The sequence below is a fragment of the Bacillus sp. AFS037270 genome (genome assembly GCF_002585305.1).
In genome coordinates, this window is the sequence record NZ_NUNF01000014.1 from 21,989 (window position 1) to 41,601 (window position 19,613).

The following is a 19,613-nucleotide window of genomic DNA, read 5'->3' on the forward strand; positions in this document are numbered from 1 at the left end:
CAGGTAGGAAATTGAGGTGGTAGTGTCCGAAGAGGACGCCCATTCGGTCCTCCACTGTAGTATATAAAAACAATATTAGCAATAAGAAAAAACCAACCTATTATAAGGCTGGCTCCGAATTGATATCATCATTATTTGATAGACTAGAAAAATGCTCGAATAGATGAGTAAGATAGCTGTTCAATTCAAAACCGTCTTCATTAACAAACTCCGATAATAGCAGTAATTGATCATTCATATCTTCCATCTCCCTTTGAATGTCTTTACTACTACTATTCCCAAACTATCACTCTCTTATACATAAAAAATCTCCCAAACCGGGAGATTTTTTAATAGAGACGCTTAAATGCTGCAAAATGAGCGGTATAGTATGGACTATGTAAATTTGAAATCATGATGCCATGGGTTGCATCAGCCTGAATGAATTGATTCTCATTAAGATAGATTCCCACATGGGAGATACCCTGCTTATATGTATTTTCGAAAAATACAAGGTCACCAGCCTTCGGTGAGTTCACATAATAGCTGCGATCATAATAGCCTGCCGCTGAAGTACGAGGCAACGATATCCCTGCTTTATTAGCCACATAGTAAATAAATCCGCTGCAGTCAAAACCGGAAGCCGTACTGCCGCCCCAAACATATGGGATCCCTATTAAACTCTTAGCTATAGAGACCATCTTGGTCGCCGTATCGGTATCTGCCTCCGGTGTTGGTGCTGGTGCTGGTGCAGTAACCGTCGTAGTTTTACCATTAACCTTAAGTTTTTGCCCCACATAAATCGTGTCAGACTTCAGATTGTTTAATGATTTCAACGCAGTGACAGTCGTATTATAGATTGCAGCAATTTTCCCAAGAGTATCGCCGCTTTTTACCACATACGTGCTAGTTGTTTCGGTAGAAGGCTGCTTAGAAGTAGTAGGTGTTGGAGCAGTAGTAGTGGGCGTACTGGATTTCTTGGCATTGACCTGAAGCTTTTGCCCAACATAAATCCGGTCTGATGTTAATTTATTGAGTGTTTTTAACTGCTGGACCGTCATCCCAAATTGCTGTCCGATTTTCCCTAAGTAATCCCCGCTTTTGACAGTGTAAGTAGTAGTAGCAGTAGTAGTAGCCGTTGTGGTCGTAGGTGTTGGTGCGGTAACAGTTACGGTTTTACCCGGTGCAGATACCTTTAAGACTTGCCCAACGTAAATGACTGTATTCTTCAGGTTATTCCATTGCTGAATCTCGCCGACCGTTACATTGAAACGATTGGCAATCTTAATCAAGGCATCCCCTTTGACAACCGTATAGGTGGTCTGCTTGACAGCCTGAACGGAGGCAGTCGGTCCGGTAGAAGAAATCTGTAGTGTTTGGTTTACATAGATTACATCAGACTTTAAACTGTTCAATTTCTTAATATCTTCTACACTAGTATGATTTTTCTGGGCGATTTCCGATAGGGTATCGCCCTTTTGAACCTTATAGGAAGCGGCTAGAGCGGAGCCTGCAAAAAACGTCGAAAAGAGAGCTGTTGTCGAGAGAGTGCGAACGATAGTTTTCTTCATCTAGTAAAAATCACCTCGAATTTCATTATTTTATTAATTTTACCATAGTTTGCTAATATTTCGGGACAAAAAATTACGAAATACGAGAAATTATTAAAAATAAATGAGAAATTCGTCAGAACATTAAATTTTGATTAGCTAGTAAATATTGGCACTGAATTTCCAGAATTATAGTATAATAGATTTATTATTTGGGCTTTGTACATAAAGTTTGGTCATTTAGGAGGATTTTTTGTGAATGGTAGAAAGATAGGAAGTTTAATGTTAGCGGTGTTATTGATTACCACTGCTGTTCCTGTTGCGAGTGCGAACTCACAGGTAACAAGTACAGCCAATGTAAAAAAAGGCAGTCACAAGGTGACGGAAATTGTAGAAGTAGCAAAGCAACAGGCAAAATCCCGGACCGCAACAGTCAAAAAAGCGGTGACAACATCCTCCGGAAAAATAGAATATTCGAAGGATGAAATTCTAGTTAAATATAAAACAACGGTTAAGGCCCAAGACGTGGGAACAGTCGAAAAAGGGGCGAGCATCAAAAAGTCTAAGGACCTAGGTTCATCAGGTGTAAAATTATATAAAGTTCAAAATGGAAATTCCGTCGACAAAACGATCGCAAAGTTAAAGCAAGACAAAAACGTTGCATATGCTGAGCCAAACTATAAAATAACGGTTAATACAGTAAGCGACCCTTATTATAGCAAGCTATGGGGACTAAAAAATACGGGCCAATTCGTTTACGACTCTTTTGGTACAGCAGGCATGGATATTAATGTAGAAGAAGCTTGGAAAAAAACAACAGGGGCGAATGTCGTGGTCGGGGTTGTTGACGAAGGAATTGATATTAACCATACCGACCTCAAAAATAATATTTGGGTAAACACGAAGGAAATTCCAGGGGATAACATTGATAACGATCATAACGGCTATGTCGATGATGTCAATGGCTGGGATTTCGTCCACAAAGATAATACGGTTTATGATGTTTCTGATGGTGACGAGCATGGAACACATGTTGCCGGCACAATTGGAGCGTCTGCTAATAACGTAGGCGTGATTGGGGTAGCCCCAAATGTTAAGTTAGTGTCTCTTAAATTTTTGTCTCCAGACGGAGGATATACCTCTGATGCGATTGAAGCCATCCAATATGCACAAAAGATGGGCATTAAAATCTTGAATGCTTCATGGGGGGGAGATGAGTATAGTCAGGCTCTTTATGATGCCATTAAGAATTACGATGGTCTATTCGTAGCAGCTGCTGGCAATGAGGGGGTAAACACGGATTCTTTTGGGAGCTATCCATCGGCCTATGATCTGCCGAATATACTTTCTGTTGCTTCCGTTGATAGTGATGGCTATTTATCCTACTTTTCCAACTATGGAGTGAAATCGGTGGATGTGGCTGCCCCAGGTGAGAACATCTATAGTACAGCCCCATCCGGTTATCAATACATGAGCGGGACCTCGATGGCGACGCCGCATGTAACCGGAAGTGCTGCCCTTGTTTTAGCCAGCCATCCACAATACACTGCTGCGGAAATCAAACAATCGCTCATGGAAAATACGAAAAAATTATCATCCCTTTCAGGGGAAGTAGCCACTGGCGGCTTGATTGATGTCGGAAAATCCGTCACCTATAATGCAGATGACGATATTCCGGGAGTAGCTTTAACGGGTTCAAAGGTGACGGACAGTTTGAATCAAACTTCAGATCTAGATGATGTATATGCGGTCACTCTTTCGAAAGGTGAAAAGCTGACTGCCAATCTATCAGGGGCGGCCGGAACAGACTTTGACTTATATCTCTATGATTCCAAAGCAACTACTGCTCAATCTAGTAACGGCATTTTGAAATACTCGGAAAAAACGGGGACGTCTAATGAAAGTGTGACCTTTATTGCACCGTATGCGGGTACTTTTTATTTGGATACCTATGCCTATAGTGGAGTAGGATCCTATACTTTATCTGTTACATTAGGAGCAACAGCTGCAAGCTATGATAATAAAAGTGAAGTCTTGAATTTTGTTTCTTCGACACCGTGGAATGTCGTTGCCAATTCTTATGCATCAAGCGGTTCCTATTCGACTATTAATGCAGACAAATCAAGCGTGGAACTAGTCTTCAATGGGACTGGAATCCAATATAATGCTATAAAAAATGACCAGCAGGGGATTGCCCGTGTCACATTGGATGGGGCAGCCCAAAATGTCGATCTTTACTCAAGTGTCGCGAAGTATAATACGCCGGTATTCGAGAAAGTGAATCTACAGGCGGGAGTTCATACCCTTAAAATCGAGTGGACTGGATTAAAAAATTCTCTGGCACGTAAATCATCGACCGCGATTAACATCGATTCGATTACGGTCACGAATAAGCAAAGTATGACCGTTGAGGAGAATAATGCAGCTGTCTCTTATAGTGGAAGCTGGACAGGGGCATCCTCTTCAAGTCTTTCAGGAGGTACGGCAAAATATTCCGTTATAAAAGGCAGCTCGGCAGAACTTAAATTTACGGGTGAAGAAGTCAAGGTCTTAGGCTACACTGGAAACAATAGAGGGAAAGCGGATATTTATGTAGATGGAAAACTTGTAAAGACAGCAGACCTCTACTCTAGCACCACAAAGTATAAAGTCACGCTCTATGAAGCAACCAATCTTACAAAAGGTTCTCACGTTGTTAAAGTGGTTAATAGAGGGGAAAAAACAGCAGCATCCACAGGGACGGGCATTACGCTAGATTCCTTTGTCATTAGCCAAAAATATGGCAGTTACCGGGTAGAGGAAAATACATCATCCGCAACATATAAAGGCACATGGAGCACGAATTCTTCTGCCAATCATTCTGGAGGCACAGCTAAATACTCAAGTGCCACAGGTAATTATCTGGAGTACACCTTTACAGGACGAGGAATCACGCTATTAAGTTACACGGGTCCGGATAAAGGCATGGCTGATATCTATATTGACGGAAAGCTCATGAAGACCGTGAATATGTATACAAGCTCCACCCAATACCAAGTCCCTATTTATAGTGTAAGTGGTTTATCGCTGGGTTCACACAAGATTAAGGTAGTAACTAAAGGAGCTAAATCAACAGCCTCTACTGGAACAATGATTAATGTTGATGCATTTGAGGTAAGTGCCTACTAAAGACAAATAGGATGGGTTCCTTTTCCTATTGTAAAGCTATTAGTATATGTTATAAATAAGCATCGCATTTTAGCGGTGCTTTTTGCATAGGTGAAAAGAGTCTCTCTTATTAATTCAAGAGAACGTCATTCGGTGAGTTAAATAGATTAATAGACGACCGTGAGGCCAAAAAAGACACCCCCGGGTAGTCAATAGATTGCTATAGACGACCGCCAAGGCTAAAAAGGAGATCCTCGGGTAGTCAATAGGGGTTATAGACGACCGAGCAAGAGAAAAAAGAGCCCCTGGGTAGTCAATAGGGGTTATAGACAACCGAGCAAGAGAAAAAAGAGCACTGAAGGTAGTCAAGAGAGGCTATTGACGACCGAGTAAGAGAAAAAAGAGCCACTCGGGTAGTCAATAGAGAGATTAATAGACGACCATTAAGCCAAAGGTGAAGCGGAAGCCGGAATGGCCAAAATAAAAAGGAATTGTGCCCATCACGGTAAAGCGGGAGCGTTCTTGCTTACTGCAAGAACGCCCTCCTTATATAGCACTTCAGCCATGGATGCAACTATAAATGTGAAAAGCGGGGATACCTTATTGAAGTTCCAAGCAATATAATAGATCCGTTTCAGAAATTAAAACAGCTAATAAATTATCAAGTGATCGACTCAACGTAGGTCAGAGTTTATATATCCCTGAAAAAAGCAAGGTTGTGGCTAAAACGAGCACCGGCCCGGCTTCAACCGTGTAAACGGGGATACTAGGGGTTACCTTCTTAAAGAAGCAATTTCTGATTGATTTTCAATCTCTATTAAGAATTCTGTAACCTTCACATTTGAGGGCATCAATGGATGATTTCGAATGACATGGACAATATTTTGCATACTGTTGGATGAAGTTGCGTTTCCCTCTAGCCATTCTCTCATGCTGCCCTGAGGAAAATCCGAAATACAATTTTTAAACAGATAATCCAAAGTTTGCAGTTTCTCTTGTAAACCTTTATTTTCATATAGTTCCGTAAGATTCTCTCTATTACTCTCTCGATCATCATTTGATACGGTTACGAATATTTCTTCAACATTTTCCTGATAAACCGCCATGATGATGTCCCGCATGAAATCACTGAATGGGGAAAGGGTGGGTTCATAACATGGCAAGATTAAACTATTCGGTTGAAGACTAGTAATCTTTTTCATGATACCTTCCGAATTTTGCTCCATTCCAATCACAAACAACACTTTTTTCTCTTCATCCATATTCATTAAGTTCACCCCATTGTTTTTATGACAGTATTTTTTCCAAATCTCCTGAAAGTTTAAAGACCATGACCCTTTCACCGGTTTGGGTGCTAATATCGGTATGAAAACTGATTACTTCCAGACCTGTTAACGAAAAGATAATACGCTTGATTTCTTCAAGACCGGATTCCACCAAGCTGTTTCGTATCTTTTTTATGGATAACAATCCCTCTTTATCCTGACATAGTGAATATTCAGCAGGGGTTAATATTCGATGCAATGTAACAATGATCATATCCCGTAAGATATCAGACTTAACCGATATTGAACCGCGCCCAAGGTAGCTTTTCTCCCATTGAGTTAATGCTTTGCTGATTTCAGCTTCAAGATTGCCTTTTGACTTATCCATATTGAGCCCTATCCCTTCTGTACAATTAATTGGGTATACACGATAATCGTTAGGACATAAAAATTTTTTTACATCGGCAGGCGCTAAGACCAACTCTTCCAATTTCCTTCTGGATCAATGGACGCAAGCCGAAGCCATCCGTTTTGAACCTTTTGTTGGAAGGTCTGATCCTGAATCAACAACCGTTCCACATATTCCTTTGGTGCTTGGATTACCACTAGCAGCCTTAGAGGGGAATGATAGACCTGATCATCCGATTGCATCACCGACTGCCAGGGAAGTCCTACTAATAAGTCACTGGCGTTCCCCTGCATGACTCCAATTCCTGCTGTCACCGTTTGGGTTGCTTTATTTCCGCTGCCATAATAATGAGGGGCAACGGCTGAAGCGTAATATTGCAGGTTAATCATCTGACAAACCGTTGCTGGTCCAGAAATAATGCCAGAAAGAAGAGAACCATCTTTATCCTTTTTCCAGTTATAGTTGTGTAAAAAGACTCTCCCCTCTAGATCGTGGTGCCGGGTCAGCTTTCGTTCCCCGATCACGAACGCGGCATTACCCGCTAGCCCCCATTCCGGACGTATCTCACTCCAATCCTCTGAAAGGCGCTCTGCTTCTGCTTTAGGGTTTTTGAAGCTACCCTTGAGGGCGGGCAATTTCGGGATACGCTCGGCGTTTGCTTCTTCACTAACCTTTGGCAGTACAGCTTGAATACGGGTAAAAGCTCCTTCAGCCGTATCTGAAAGTTTCGGAAGATAGACCCAATGTAATTCATCAACCGTTGTCATATGCTCCGCAGCCGCAAAGACGGTATCGTTCGGAATCGAAATTCCCTTTGACTCGAGGGACTTCCTTACATTTGGAAGGTTACACAAAGTGGCGAGCACTCGCGCATTAAAAGCACTTGATGCTCCACCGCATGCCCCGCAATCAAGAGAAGCGGCGTATGGATTATTTGTACTGTGGCTGCCATGTCCGCAAATCACCACGAATGGCGCGAAACGATCGGTGAGTCCGATCATTTTTAAAGCCTGTTCCACATACTGCACTTTCTCCTCCTCTGAAAAACCAATCGGTATCTCTTGTTTAGAGGTGTCGATCCGGTCAAGCGTTAAAGACGCCTCAGGTTTCGTCAACCATTTGTCAAGCAGGTTCTTAAAGAGGCGTCCTGTCCTTCTTGGCATAAAACTGCGGGTCAGCGTTTGCACACCTATCCATGGTCCGCTGATCTCTGGCAGCAACAAGCTTGCAGGCAGGTTGTGTTTCATCGTTTGAAACGTGCTCTTAAGAGAATATACTGTTTGCAGCCGCTGGTAAAATGGTTTCTGTTCAGATTCAGGCAAGTATTCTTTTACCTTGAATTGCGGCTTTGATATGACCGGCAGGGAAGGATGGCTATGTTCGCTTTCTAGTTTACAGGTTTCAATCGGCAAGCCGAAAAACCCAGCTGCTCCAAAGGTTTCAACACCATCTGCCTGTTCCAGTTTGCGGCGAAAGGGCTCTGACCGTACATCAATACAAAATACAAATTGTGCCAATGCCGGCTTTATTTGATCCGAAGTCTGCTGCTTCGAAATGATTTTTTTCATTAATTGATCTTCATATGTTTTTTCCCAAGCTTCCAGCCAAAGTCTATTGCGGATTATCTTATCAAAACGCCAAGCAAGGGTCAAACGAGCTTTTTGTTCAACAGAAGGCATCTGTGACCATGCACTGATTGGCAGGTTCCCCCAATGGAGCCAGGCAGCAATGAATGATTCTAGGAGCCCTTCATCCTCCTTTTTTTGCTTAGGAAAAGGAAGATGAGGATGAATCAATGCCAGCTCCATGGAAATTCGTACAGCCAAATAGTCAGTAAGCAAGGAGCTTTCCTTTATTTGTTGCTGCGACCGCCAAAGCAACGTTCCTGCCCATCCTGGCAAGGCAAGTAAATGTGCTTCAAGATAGGCTTGAACCTCTGAATCAGGTATTCCTAATTGAGTTAAGGCTTCTTTTAAAGCAATGTCAGCTGCTTTCGGCCAATTTTTTAGCTGCTTTCGTGCCTCAGGGCGTATGGCTGGGTCAAAGGAAACCATTCCACGCCATGCATGATAGAAACCTTCCTCGCGATTGGGCATAGACCAGACTGCCTGAGAATCATCCAAGAACAATTTACACCACTTAATCATATGGCGGTTAAGATCCTCTGAAATCCCCTCATCGCAAATCTGATCCAAACGCTGACTAAGGGTTTGCACGGATGATCTTGCCTTTATCGCTGACTGAACGCTGCTTAATTTCTTTGCGATTCTTTTTACTTCGGGAAGTACCGTCAAGTTGGAGGACGGCTGATCCTGCAAAAGGGCAGCGCGGCAAAACTGCTCTGCCGTCTCGCGTGGGAGTTTGAAGGACTGCTGATTTAGCCATTGCTGAAGTCCTTCTTCTAGAAAATTCAAATCAATTTCTCCCTGATTCCGTGCGGTCTGCAATACAGAATCATGGGGAAGTAGCTCTAGATCACAAATGTCTTTGAAGCGGCGTGCCGTTTGTTCAAAAGATTGCCATTCTAAGCCTGTCCAAGGGCTGCGTGCCGCAAACTTGCTAATTGGACCAAGTGGTGCGATGACTTCGCTCGCTGATTTTACTAAATCTTGAATATCAAGATCTTCAGATACCTTTTCCCATTGTAATGTTCTGGCTAATGTCGGTGTCATCTATATGACCTCCTATTAGAAAAATATTTCATCAAATATTTTGGATGGCTTTCAACTAAATCTTTGTGAGGCTCACCCAAATGAACGAGCCAAAGATAAATCACCGTGAATAAAGTGGAAGAACGATGGTTTGCTAACAATAAACCAAAAGAACTGCCGCCAAGCAAGATAAGCAGGACCAAGATGGCCGCAGGTATAGGTAGTTGACTTCCATTCAGAACTGTTTCATGTAACAGACTGTCTAATGCAGTATGGATAATGTTGAACATGAAGCCCGCTCCTAGAAGCAAAGTAAGTCCAGCCATTCGACCAATACGGCCGCACCCAAAAGCCACAAGTCCGTTCCAAGCAAATGTGACGGACCATCCTAAAATGAAGGTACTTATCATTTGATAACCCTCTCCATGAGAAGTAAGCCAATAACCAATCCCCGTAAGGAGACCTAAAATCCCTCCAGTCATGATCCATAAATAGGGCAACGGGCGGTTCTTAAAGGAAGACGGCTCCTTGTCATGAATCGCGGATCCGGACTGTAAGAAAAGGCTCGCTTTGAATAGTCCATGTAAAATAGCATGAACTATGGCTGCCAAATAGGCGCCTAATGCACACTGAATGAGCATGAACCCCATCTGGGCAATGGTTGAGCCAACCAACTGTCGTTTATAGTCTACATGGACCAGCATAATTCCGGTCCCCAGCAGCACGGAGATACTGGACAAAACGAGTAACATAATCTGTGCTGAATCGCCGCTAAAAAGCGGTGCGAAACGAGTCAGCATGAGACCGCCGGCATTCACGATACCAGCATGCATGACAGCTGAAACAGGTGTCGGAGCAACGACAGAGTCTAATAGCCAACGTTGGCAAGGAAACTGTGCAGATGGAATGACCATCGCCACGATCAAAAGGAGGTTCATACAGGTCCTCTCCCACGGGGCAAGTTGTGCTAAAGTGTTTTTCGCAAGGACAAGCGATAGCTGCCAATGTCCTGTAGCTTGTGTCATCCAGATAACAGCTAGCACCAAGATAAGCCAACTGAGTAAAAAGAATCGTCCTGAAATGTTTGCAGCCTTTCTGGACACCTGCCATTCTTTATTTAATCGAATAAGCCCTGTCAGTCCCAAAAGGGTAACCCCCCAACAGACCAACAAAAGGTGAAGATCATTACTGATCCAGGTAAGGGTATTTGCAGTCGTAGTGATGGTAATCAGGGTAAAATATTTTCGGTAAGAACGATCACCGAATAAGTAACGAACAGAATAGCGTTGGACAATTAACCCAATGGTAAGAACAAAAAGGGCTAGGAGCCATGATAGGGAATCAAAATGCCAAGGACCAAACATGAAAGATCCATTGTTAGAGACAAGCCCCAACAAGGCGACGATTGGAGGTAACGAAATAATACCGATGTGAAAACGAACAAAAGATAAGGGAATCCTTACGTATAGCAGGAATAGTGCGCTTAGCAAAGAAACTGCAAGCACGGAAAAAAAGACAGTTGGAAATGATATAATCTCAAGATAATGGAACACCTAACTCTCCCCCGTAAAAATAATAGATACAAAGTTTTTACTTCAATACAGTATTTTTCTGCTGAAAGGGCTTTAAAAAACAAAAAAACCGGCAATTTTTAAAGTGAATGGTCATTTTAAAACCATCAAACTTTGAAAATTGCCGGTTTACTTTTAACTGCCCAATTTGGCTATTAAATCGTCTACCTATTATCAAATTTTATTCCTTTTAAGTCGGAAGTATTTTTGATTGCTACTTTCACTAGATTTCCTTTTTCATAAAAGCCAATAGGAGATTATTAACTGTATGCTAAAGTGATCTATATGAATATGAAATTCTTTAATTATTATATTTATGCACTAAATATTACTCCTTTAAAAAAAAGGTGTCAAGTCTGCTTATGCGAGGTTTACTTATATTTGCCCTTTGTAAGATTCAAATTATAGGAATATCCGCTGGAATGCCAAATCGCACCTAAAGCCACAATCGTAAGTGCCTACTAAAACAAGAAGCTGACTCATACGGAGTCAGCTTTTTCTTATTGTTCAGACTATATATCAATCATGGTATGACCTCTATTAAGGTATAAAAAATGGCTTTGGGTTTAGAGCAGTAAGAAAGCTTGTTTGTGGATATATTTTTTTAATAACCTTTTGGAAACCAAAGTTAAAAATGCATCTGCAACGATTATTAAGAAAAAATGAAAGGATTTCACCTTAATTTTAAATACATCAAGATTTTTGTATAAAGCAGTTAAACATGCGAAACAACAAATTCAGCTTGTCCCTGCAAGAAAAACTGACGAACCCCTTGTGGCAATAGAAAATGGCTGCCCTTCGCTACAGCAAAAGACTTGTCAGCAATGGTGATCTCTGCTTTCCCCTCAATCACACTCACTTGTAAAAAGTCTTGTGTTAATTCACGAGATGCTTTCCCGTTCAATCGCCAATGATAAACGGAGAAGTATTGCTCCTCGACAAGTTTCTTTTCCACTAAATCCCCAAACACAGTTTCCGTTTGTTCTACCTTAGCATCCTGATGGGGAACGGTTGTTACTTGTTTGGCACGCACTAAATGTAATTCGCGTTTATTACCTGCTGCATCCGTTCGGTCATAATCATAAACACGATACGTGATATCCGAACTTTGTTGTGTTTCTAAAATGACAATGCCTTTTCCTATGGCATGAAGCGTACCACTAGGAACATAGACAAAATCACCGGCTCTTACCTTCACCCGTCTTAATAGCTTGTTCCATTCACCTTCATCGACGTTTCGCTCTAATTCTTCTCGTGAATGGGCATGATGGCCAAGCACAAGCTCCGCACCTTCTTCAGAACTCAACACATACCAGCACTCAGTCTTACCATATGGTACACCTTCCACTTCACGGGCATACTGGTCATTAGGATGTACTTGAACAGAAAGATCATCAGCCGCATCCAGTATTTTAACTAGCAATGGATACTCTTCTTGATTATCTAACTTTTTATTAAAAAGCTCACCATGTTTGTTCCAGGCATCAGCTAAAGTTCTCCCTGCAAGTGGACCATTAATAATCATGCTTGGACCATGAGGATGAGCAGAGATAACCCATGCTTCCCCTGTTTGCTCATCCGGAATATTATAATGGAATTCTGTTTTTAATTTTTGACCGCCCCAAATTCTCTCTTGAAAAACCGGCTGTAAAAAGATAGGTTCATTTTTGTACATAATATCCTCCCCTAGTTACGTTAATAGTAGAAATGAAGCATGAGAACCGTCCCCTTGCATCCTTTTTGCTGCCTTAATGAAATCCAGTAGTGAAACCGTTTCATGGTCTGCTATAATGAAAAGAATCGAGGTGAAATCTATGCGTTTTGAAGAACGAGTACATAAATTCGAATATAAGTTAAATGATACCGACGACCAAATTATTGAATATATTTTAAAGAATAAAGAGGAATTCACTAACCTATCGATTCAATCCGTAGCGGCAAGTCTATTTACTGTCCCCAATACCATTACAAGACTTTCGAAAAAGCTTGGATATGACGGGTTCTCGCACCTAAAAAATAGCATTAAGGAAGAACTCGAATCGTCCAAAGCTCCCGATGAGGAAAGTTCCTATTTTCTTATTCAAAAAACGTTCGAACTCATTGATATGGAACAAATTGAAGCGACCGCTAAAATGACGCATGATGCAAAGCATGTCTTATTCTTTGGTGTCGGTGATTCCGCTGATTTTTGCGAAATTATGGTGCGAAATTTACGTGTGGTGGGAAAAGCTGCAGAGCACTATATTCATCGCCATGAAATGCTCAACATGCTTGATCAAATGAACAAACAAGACGTTCTGTTTCTCATCAGCCTCTCGGGTGAAACCCCGCAAATCCTTGAGATGGCTGAACGAGCAAAACAAAGAGAAATTCCGATTATCTCATTAACACATTTTACTAGGAATTCTCTGCAAGAAGCAGCTGCTATCAATTTATATTGCTTTGCACCTAAAAAAGTAAAAAATGGTTACAATATAACCGACCGAACTCCGGTTATGATTGTATTACAAACATTATCGCAATTTTATTGGGATCACTTTTAAAAATGTGTACATATACACATGGAAACGCTTAATTGTAGTTTTACTGTGTAAAAATAAGAAGAATCGCTCTTCTTATTTTTTTTTTTGTTACGATTAATCCGTAAATGAAAACACTTTCACATATGGAGGTAATCAATATGCAACTTCAAGCACTTACCTCACCAAGCCTAATCAGTACTGGCCGTACCTTTAGCAGCAAACAAGAGGTTATCCAGTATTTAGTCAAACAGCTAGGTGAAGCTGGAAAATTACACTCTGAAGAAGAATATCTTCAATCTGTATACGATAGAGAAAAGCTTTCTCCAACAGGCTTTGAAGGCGGACTCGCTATTCCGCATGGAAAGTCTAAGGCCGTTAAGGAAGCCGCTTTTGCCGTCGCTACACTGAAAAAACCATTAACCGACTGGGAAAGTATTGATCCCAACAATGAAGTACAGCTTGTGATTCTGCTTGCCATTCCAGAAAATGAAGCGGGTTCAACCCACCTTACATTACTGGCTGAATTTGTAAGGAGATTATCAAACGAATCTTATAAAGATCGACTTCTACGAGCGAAAACAAATACCGAATTATTTGAGCAACTGGATAAAACAGAGGCTCAGGAAGAAACACGAGCAGGAAAGAAGTTGAACAAAACCATCTTAGCGATTACCGCATGTCCAGCTGGAATTGCCCATACCTATATGGCAGCAGAAGCTCTTATCAAAGCCGGAAAAGAATTAGGCGTCGATGTATTTGTGGAAAAGCAAGGGGCGAACGGCATTGAGGATCGCCATACAACAGCACTTTTGAAAAAGGCGGATGCGGTTATCTTTGCTAATGATGTGGCGGTCAAAAATGAGGAACGTTTCACGCATTTACCAAAGCTGAAAACATCTGTGGCAGCACCACTTAGAAATGCAAAGAAGTTAATAGAGGAAGCATTAGAAAAAGCAGAAGTAACACCGAAAAAGCAATACAATCCATCGCAAACCGCAGAATCTTCGCCAGAAGACGATGGAAAAAAATCATTTAAAACCGAAATCAAAGACTCAATTTTAACAGGTATTTCTTATATTATTCCAGTCATTGTGGCTGGGGGTATGACATTAGCCGTAGCGGTATTAATCTCGCAAGCGTTTGATCTCCAAGACGTGTATGCAAAAGAAGGTTCCTGGCTTTGGTTATTAAGACAACTGGGAGGCGGTATGCTTGGACAACTAATGGTGCCAATATTAGCCGCTTATATGGCCTACTCCATTGCGGATAAGCCTGCGCTAGGACCAGGTTTTGCAGCAGGTGTGGCCGCCAATCTAATTGGCAGTGGATTCCTTGGTGGTATGCTTGGTGGTTTCCTTGCTGGTTTCTTCTTGAAATTCTTAAAGAAACACGTGCAGCCAAAAGGAACATTTGCAGGGTTTATTAGCTTCTGGGTATACCCAGTGATAGGAACACTAGTTGTCGGATCTATCATGTTATTCGTCATTGGAAAACCACTTGCAATGATCAATCAAGGCTTAATTGATTGGCTTGGCAGTCTTTCTGGAGCAAATGCGCTTATCCTAGGAGCCATTCTTGGTGCCATGGTTTCATTTGACTTAGGCGGACCAGTGAACAAGGCAGCCTATACATTCTGTATTGGGGCAATGGCAAGTGGTAACTTTATCCCTTACGCAGCCTTTGCATCAGTAAAAATGGTTTCAGCCTTTTCTGTAACTGCGGCAACGATAATTGGGAAAAAGTATTTTAACAAACAAGAACAAGAAATTGGCAAGCAAACGTGGCTGCTGGGTCTGGCTGGGATTACAGAAGGAGCCATTCCGTTTATGATTAATGACCCATTACGTGTCATTCCTTCCTTAATTGCTGGCTCAGCCGTCACAGGGGCAATTGTAGCCTACTTTAATATTGGTTTAAATGTACCAGGTGCAGGAATTTTCTCCTTAGCCTTACTAAAAGGACAACCTGCACTAATGGCTGCAAGCATTTGGCTTGGAGCAGCCTTAATCGGAGCTGTTATTTCAACGATTCTATTAATTTTAACAAGAAAAAGTAAAGTGAATAAGGAAAAAAAAAGTAGCATTTCGACACGAAAAGCAGCCTAAGTTGTAAAAAAATATTTGGTACCTAGAGATTACGCATCTAGGTACCATGGATATTTGGAGGACATCATGAAAAAAGTTCATATCGTACCCCATATGCATTGGGACAGAGAGTGGTACTTTTCAACCGAAGAGTCTCGAATCTTATTAGTTAATAATATGGAAGAAATTCTGAAAATGCTTGAAACCAATCCCGATTATCCCTATTACGTTTTAGATGGTCAAACCGCTATTCTTGAAGACTATTTTGCGGTTAAACCAGAAAATAGAGAACGGGTGAAAAAACTTGTCCAAGAAGGCAAACTGATCATCGGCCCATGGTATACACAAACAGATGAAATGGTAGTTGGCGGAGAATCCATTGTTCGTAATCTACTCTACGGTTTAAAGGACAGTGAAGAATTTGGCTCTCCGATGAAGATTGGCTACTTGCCCGATTCCTTTGGCCAATCTTCGCAAATGCCGCAAATTTTAAATGGGTTTGATATTCAATACTCTATCTTCTGGCGCGGGACATCCGAACGTCATGGTACAGATAAGACAGAATTTTACTGGGAAAGTGATGAGGGATCCAAGGTTTTAGTTCAGCTATTCCCGCTTGGATATGCGATTGGTAAATACCTGCCTGAGGACGAAGAAAAACTTCAGGAGCGTATTGATAAATACTTTACAGTGCTTGACCGTGGAGCGACCACTGAAAATATCATTCTCCCAAATGGTCACGATCAAATGCCAATTCAGGAAAATATTTTTACGATTATTGAAAAACTAGAGCGCCTATACCCTGATCGTAAATTTTTCCTGAGCAAATATGAAAATGTATTTGCCGAAATTGAAAAAAGCCAATCCTTGCCAACCATCCAAGGCGAATTTTTAGACGGAAAATACATGCGTGTCCACAGAAGTATCTATTCTACACGGATGGATATTAAAGCGGCGAATGCAAGAATTGAAAATAAAATTACGAACATCCTTGAACCATTAGCATCCATTGCTTATACACTTGGCTTCGAGTATCATCATGGCTTGATTGAGTTAATTTGGAAAGAAATCATGAAAAACCATGCCCATGACAGTATCGGCTGCTGCTGCTCCGATAAAGTTCACCGTGAAATCCTGAATCGATTCTTCTTAGCAGAAGAAAAAACCGATCAACTGATTGAACACTACAAGCGCAAAATCACCGATTCAATCGACACGGATCGCAAGGAAGATCGCTTAAATGCATTTAACATGCTTCCATATGAACGAAATGAAGTAGTGACCACAACCGTTATTACAAAGTTGCCTTCCTTTACATTAGAGGATGCCGATGGAAACATCATTCCATTTGAAGTTTTGAATAAAGAAGAATTGGATCCTGGCTTGATTGACCGGCAAATTGTTCACTATGGTAACTATGATCCTTTCTTTCAATATACTATCCAACTGAAAGATTCCATCCCTGCAATGGGGTATAAAACCTACTTTATCGTCAGCGCAGATAGCACAACGGCGAATACCCTTTCTGCAAAAGATATGGTAGAAACAGATTACTATAAAGTCTCAGTGAATCCTAATGGAACGTTAAAAATTTGGGATAAGCAGCTGGAAAAGGAATTTAATAATGTTCTGCTGTTGGAAAACGGCGGCGATGATGGTGACGAATATGACTTCTCGCCTCTGCCAAATGAAACACTTATTTACAGTGATCATGCCGAAGCCAACATAAACATGACTCAGAATGAGTTACAAGCACAAATAGATATTCAGTTAAAGCTCGAAGTACCTGGCAACTTAGAAAATCGAAAAAGCAATACCATCGACCGATTTGTAGAGGTAGCTTGGAAAATTACGATTCCGAATCATCAGCCAGTCATAAAAGTCGACGCAGAAATCGATAATCAGGCGAAGGATCACCGCCTTCGTGTCCTAATTCCAACAGGAATTGCTTCCTCTGTTTCCGTCTCGGACAATCAGTTTGGTCACATTAAGCGTGATGTGTATGATACAGCAATGGAGGTCTGGGAAAAAGAAAATTGGGACGAGCGACCAGATTCCATTTATCCGATGCTCTCTTTTGTTGGTTTATCAGATGAGGAACATGGGGTAAGTGTGTTAACCAACAGCACACGTGAGTATGAGATCATTGGAGAGAATTATGATACGATTGCGATTACCTTATTCCGGAGTGTTGGTGTATTAGGAAAAGAAGAAATGCTGAGAAGACCAGGCCGTCCATCCGGCATTAAACTGCCTACACCTGACTCACAAATGCTTGGTAAGCTGAACCTGGACTTTGCGATTACCACACATAAAGGCACGGTTTCAGCAGCAAACACAGGCAGGATGGCGAAGGAATTTACTACACCTATCCAGACATATAATAAAATACCGTATAATGCGATGAAACTAAATCCATCTGGTATACCGACACCATTATGCTTTAGTTTGCTGCAAGAAACGAGTCCTACTGCTGTGTTAAGTACATTAAAAAAGGCCGAAAAGGAAAATAGATTAGTCCTACGTTTCTATAACCCGACAGAACAAGATATACTTTCATCATTTACCTTAAAAGGTTCAGTTGAACAAGTACATGAAGGAAACTTAAATGAAAAAGCCATTGCTCCAATGGAATTAGAAAATAGTAGCTTTACTATGTCATTAAAACGGAATCAGGTAAAAACAATATTAATTAAATAATCTCTAAAGAAAAAAGCCTAATCTCTCAAATATTGGAAGGATTAGGCTTTTTGTCTATGAAAACTAGTTACACATTTGATGCTCCGTCTCAACGGTCGAAGGGAAGGAACGATGGTGGCCGTACGGTGGATAAGGCCCCGGATCAAGAGTCGAAGGAAAGGAATTGATGGCCGTACGGTGGATGGGGTGCCGTCTCAACAGTCGAAGGAAAGGAATCAATAGCCGTAGAGGGATGAGGCGCCGTCTCAACGGTCGAAGGAAAGAAACCGATGAATGTACGAGGGTTGAGACCTCGGCTCAAGAGTCGAAGGAAAGGAATCGATGGCCGTACAGGGTATGAGGCCTCGGCTCAAGAGTCGGAAGAAAGGAAACGCCGGCCGCACGGGGGATGAGGTCCCCACCCAACAGGTCATTTCCGAGTCAATAAAAAAACTGAAAGGAGTACCCTTTCAGTTTTTTACCGCCTACTATTGGAACAACCGCTGAAACAACCAAATCGTTCCCAACGCAACAATCGCATACGAACCATAGGTTACAATTTTCCCAGAGTTTCTAAGCTTAAATAGATAAGATAACAACGGCAGCAACAATAAAACAATCGTCAATTGGACAGCTTCAATGCCCAGGTTGAAATTAAGCAGCGCCACGGCCAGATGGCTCTTCGGAATGCTCATCTCTCGTAAAATCGTCGCAAACCCAAGACCGTGAATCAAACCAAACAAGAAGGTGATACTCCAGCGATAGCGGATCTCTTTTCTAAAAATATTCTCAGCTGCCACATAACAAATACTAAAGGCAATCGCGGCCTCAACAAACCGGGACGGCAATGTAAACCATCCTAAAACAGCCAAGCTGAGCGTAATACTATGCGCAATCGTAAAGGCCGTAACAATCGCCGCATACTGTTTAAAGGTTTGCTTCCGCAATAACAAGGCAAGCAAAAATAATAGGTGATCATAGCCAGTTAAAATATGAAGCATTCCAAGTTTAAAAAAGGAAAACCATGACGTTGCCGCCGTTTTTTCAACAGGCTTTTCCGCCCGCGAAGGCTGCTGCACCTGTGTAGTGTCAGGCTGTGCCGTTTGGCCTTGCTCCTGCTGAACCTCGGTTACCAAAACCGTCCAGGTCCGCTCTTTTCCTTGTAAGACACCTTCACTAGATTCGCCATAAATCGAAGCCGTGATCAGGTCAACATAGTTAGTACCTGTGTCATGATAATAAAAACCATCATTATAATTAATGGTATCACCCGGTGAAAAGGCCGGGAACGTCATATAAGTAGATAAATATTCTTTATTTTCCTTTTTTACAAGCTTCATAGATTCAATCGTAGCTGTTTGTTCCTTATTTCCTTTATCAAGGGTAAGGCCTTCCTCGATTAACTCTTCTAAATGATGTTTATTCTTGTTAATTTCTGATTTTTCAAGGACAAAGTTTTTATTTGCATCTAGACCGGGTATTAATTCTATAACGGATAGAGTGTCAAGGGTAAATACCACTTCTGTGTGGTTACTGTCCACAGTCATTTTTGTATAACTCGCACTATAGGCATGGGCAGATGCTTTAGAAGGAATCGTTATCCAAACTAATAGAATAATCGATAACAAGATCAAAGTTATTGGTCTAAAAGTATAGAAATTTCGGTTTTTGTTGCAAAGATTACCCACAGTATTCCTCCTGAAATTACTATTTGTAAATAATATTATTAATGGGAATTGATAGGGTTTTATTCCAA

General features: G+C 41.4%; 12 protein-coding genes. 4 read left to right on the plus strand and 8 right to left on the minus strand.

All coding sequences use genetic code 11. The features are described from left to right. Positions 1 to 100: 100 nt before the first annotated feature. Both COD92_RS31820 and COD92_RS06890 read right to left on the minus strand, forming a co-directional pair. Entirely contained in the window at positions 101 to 238 is a 138-nt protein-coding gene (locus COD92_RS31820) for a hypothetical protein (protein ID WP_176541414.1), read from the minus strand. 91 nt (positions 239 to 329) lie between these two features. Beyond that, positions 330 to 1,550, minus strand: a complete 1,221-nt coding sequence (locus COD92_RS06890; RefSeq protein ID WP_098995990.1) for a C40 family peptidase — start codon at positions 1,548 to 1,550, stop codon at positions 330 to 332. 234 nt (positions 1,551 to 1,784) lie between these two features. On the opposite strand from COD92_RS06890, the gene COD92_RS06895 reads away from it, so the two are divergent. Then, entirely contained in the window at positions 1,785 to 4,697 is a 2,913-nt protein-coding gene (locus COD92_RS06895; RefSeq protein WP_098995991.1) for a S8 family serine peptidase, read from the plus strand. Positions 4,698 to 5,449: 752 nt separating this feature from the next. On the opposite strand, the gene COD92_RS06905 is transcribed toward COD92_RS06895, so the two are convergent. The 5 genes from COD92_RS06905 to manA form a co-directional block, all read right to left on the minus strand. Then, positions 5,450 to 5,944 (minus strand): carbonic anhydrase, encoded by a 495-nt coding sequence (locus tag COD92_RS06905; protein WP_098995992.1) that lies wholly within the window; start codon positions 5,942 to 5,944, stop codon positions 5,450 to 5,452. A gap of 19 nt (positions 5,945 to 5,963) precedes the next feature. Then, on the minus strand, positions 5,964 to 6,329 hold the full coding sequence (locus COD92_RS06910) for a Na-translocating system protein MpsC family protein (protein ID WP_098996171.1): 366 nt from the start codon (positions 6,327 to 6,329) through the stop codon (positions 5,964 to 5,966). 83 nt (positions 6,330 to 6,412) lie between these two features. Then, positions 6,413 to 9,022 carry a DUF2309 domain-containing protein gene (locus COD92_RS06915; protein ID WP_098995993.1) on the minus strand — a complete coding sequence of 870 codons (2,610 nt, stop codon included), beginning with the start codon at positions 9,020 to 9,022 and terminating at the stop codon, positions 6,413 to 6,415. Then, complete coding sequence (locus tag COD92_RS06920; protein WP_098995994.1) at positions 9,019 to 10,554, minus strand: NADH dehydrogenase subunit 5; 1,536 nt, start codon at positions 10,552 to 10,554, stop codon at positions 9,019 to 9,021. Before COD92_RS06920 ends, COD92_RS06915 begins: the two co-directional genes overlap by 4 nt. A 733-nt stretch (positions 10,555 to 11,287) precedes the next feature. Beyond that, positions 11,288 to 12,247 (minus strand): mannose-6-phosphate isomerase, class I, encoded by a 960-nt coding sequence (gene manA, locus COD92_RS06925; protein WP_098995995.1) that lies wholly within the window; start codon positions 12,245 to 12,247, stop codon positions 11,288 to 11,290. A gap of 139 nt (positions 12,248 to 12,386) precedes the next feature. On the opposite strand from manA, the gene COD92_RS06930 reads away from it, so the two are divergent. The 3 genes from COD92_RS06930 (at position 12,387) to mngB (ending at position 17,878) form a co-directional block, all read left to right on the plus strand. Further along, a complete protein-coding gene (locus COD92_RS06930) occupies positions 12,387 to 13,115 on the plus strand; it encodes a MurR/RpiR family transcriptional regulator (RefSeq protein ID WP_098995996.1) in 729 nt (242 codons plus the stop codon). A gap of 137 nt (positions 13,116 to 13,252) precedes the next feature. After that, positions 13,253 to 15,199: a PTS 2-O-a-mannosyl-D-glycerate transporter subunit IIABC gene (gene mngA / locus COD92_RS06935; protein WP_098995997.1), complete on the plus strand. Its 1,947-nt coding sequence runs from the start codon at positions 13,253 to 13,255 to the stop codon at positions 15,197 to 15,199. Between the two features lie 66 nt (positions 15,200 to 15,265). Next, positions 15,266 to 17,878 carry a mannosylglycerate hydrolase gene (mngB, locus tag COD92_RS06940; protein WP_098995998.1) on the plus strand — a complete coding sequence of 871 codons (2,613 nt, stop codon included), beginning with the start codon at positions 15,266 to 15,268 and terminating at the stop codon, positions 17,876 to 17,878. Between the two features lie 467 nt (positions 17,879 to 18,345). Here the strand turns inward: mngB and COD92_RS06945 are convergent, their stop codons facing one another. Beyond that, positions 18,346 to 19,545, minus strand: coding sequence for a HupE/UreJ family protein (locus COD92_RS06945; RefSeq protein WP_255295250.1), 1,200 nt, complete (start codon positions 19,543 to 19,545; stop codon positions 18,346 to 18,348). Between the last annotated feature and the right edge of the window lie 68 nt (positions 19,546 to 19,613).

Excerpts from the sequence above, each read along its gene's own strand:
- COD92_RS31820 (WP_176541414.1), bottom strand. The coding sequence starts at position 238 with ATGAATGATCAATTACTGCTATTATCGGAGTTTGTTAATGAAGACGGT.
- COD92_RS06890 (WP_098995990.1), bottom strand. The coding sequence starts at position 1,550 with ATGAAGAAAACTATCGTTCGCACTCTCTCGACAACAGCTCTCTTTTCG.
- COD92_RS06905 (WP_098995992.1), bottom strand. The coding sequence starts at position 5,944 with ATGAATATGGATGAAGAGAAAAAAGTGTTGTTTGTGATTGGAATGGAG.
- COD92_RS06910 (WP_098996171.1), bottom strand. The coding sequence starts at position 6,329 with ATGGATAAGTCAAAAGGCAATCTTGAAGCTGAAATCAGCAAAGCATTA.
- COD92_RS06915 (WP_098995993.1), bottom strand. The coding sequence starts at position 9,022 with ATGACACCGACATTAGCCAGAACATTACAATGGGAAAAGGTATCTGAA.
- manA (WP_098995995.1), bottom strand. The coding sequence starts at position 12,247 with ATGTACAAAAATGAACCTATCTTTTTACAGCCGGTTTTTCAAGAGAGA.
- COD92_RS06930 (WP_098995996.1), top strand. The coding sequence starts at position 12,387 with ATGCGTTTTGAAGAACGAGTACATAAATTCGAATATAAGTTAAATGAT.
- mngA (WP_098995997.1), top strand. The coding sequence starts at position 13,253 with ATGCAACTTCAAGCACTTACCTCACCAAGCCTAATCAGTACTGGCCGT.
- mngB (WP_098995998.1), top strand. The coding sequence starts at position 15,266 with ATGAAAAAAGTTCATATCGTACCCCATATGCATTGGGACAGAGAGTGG.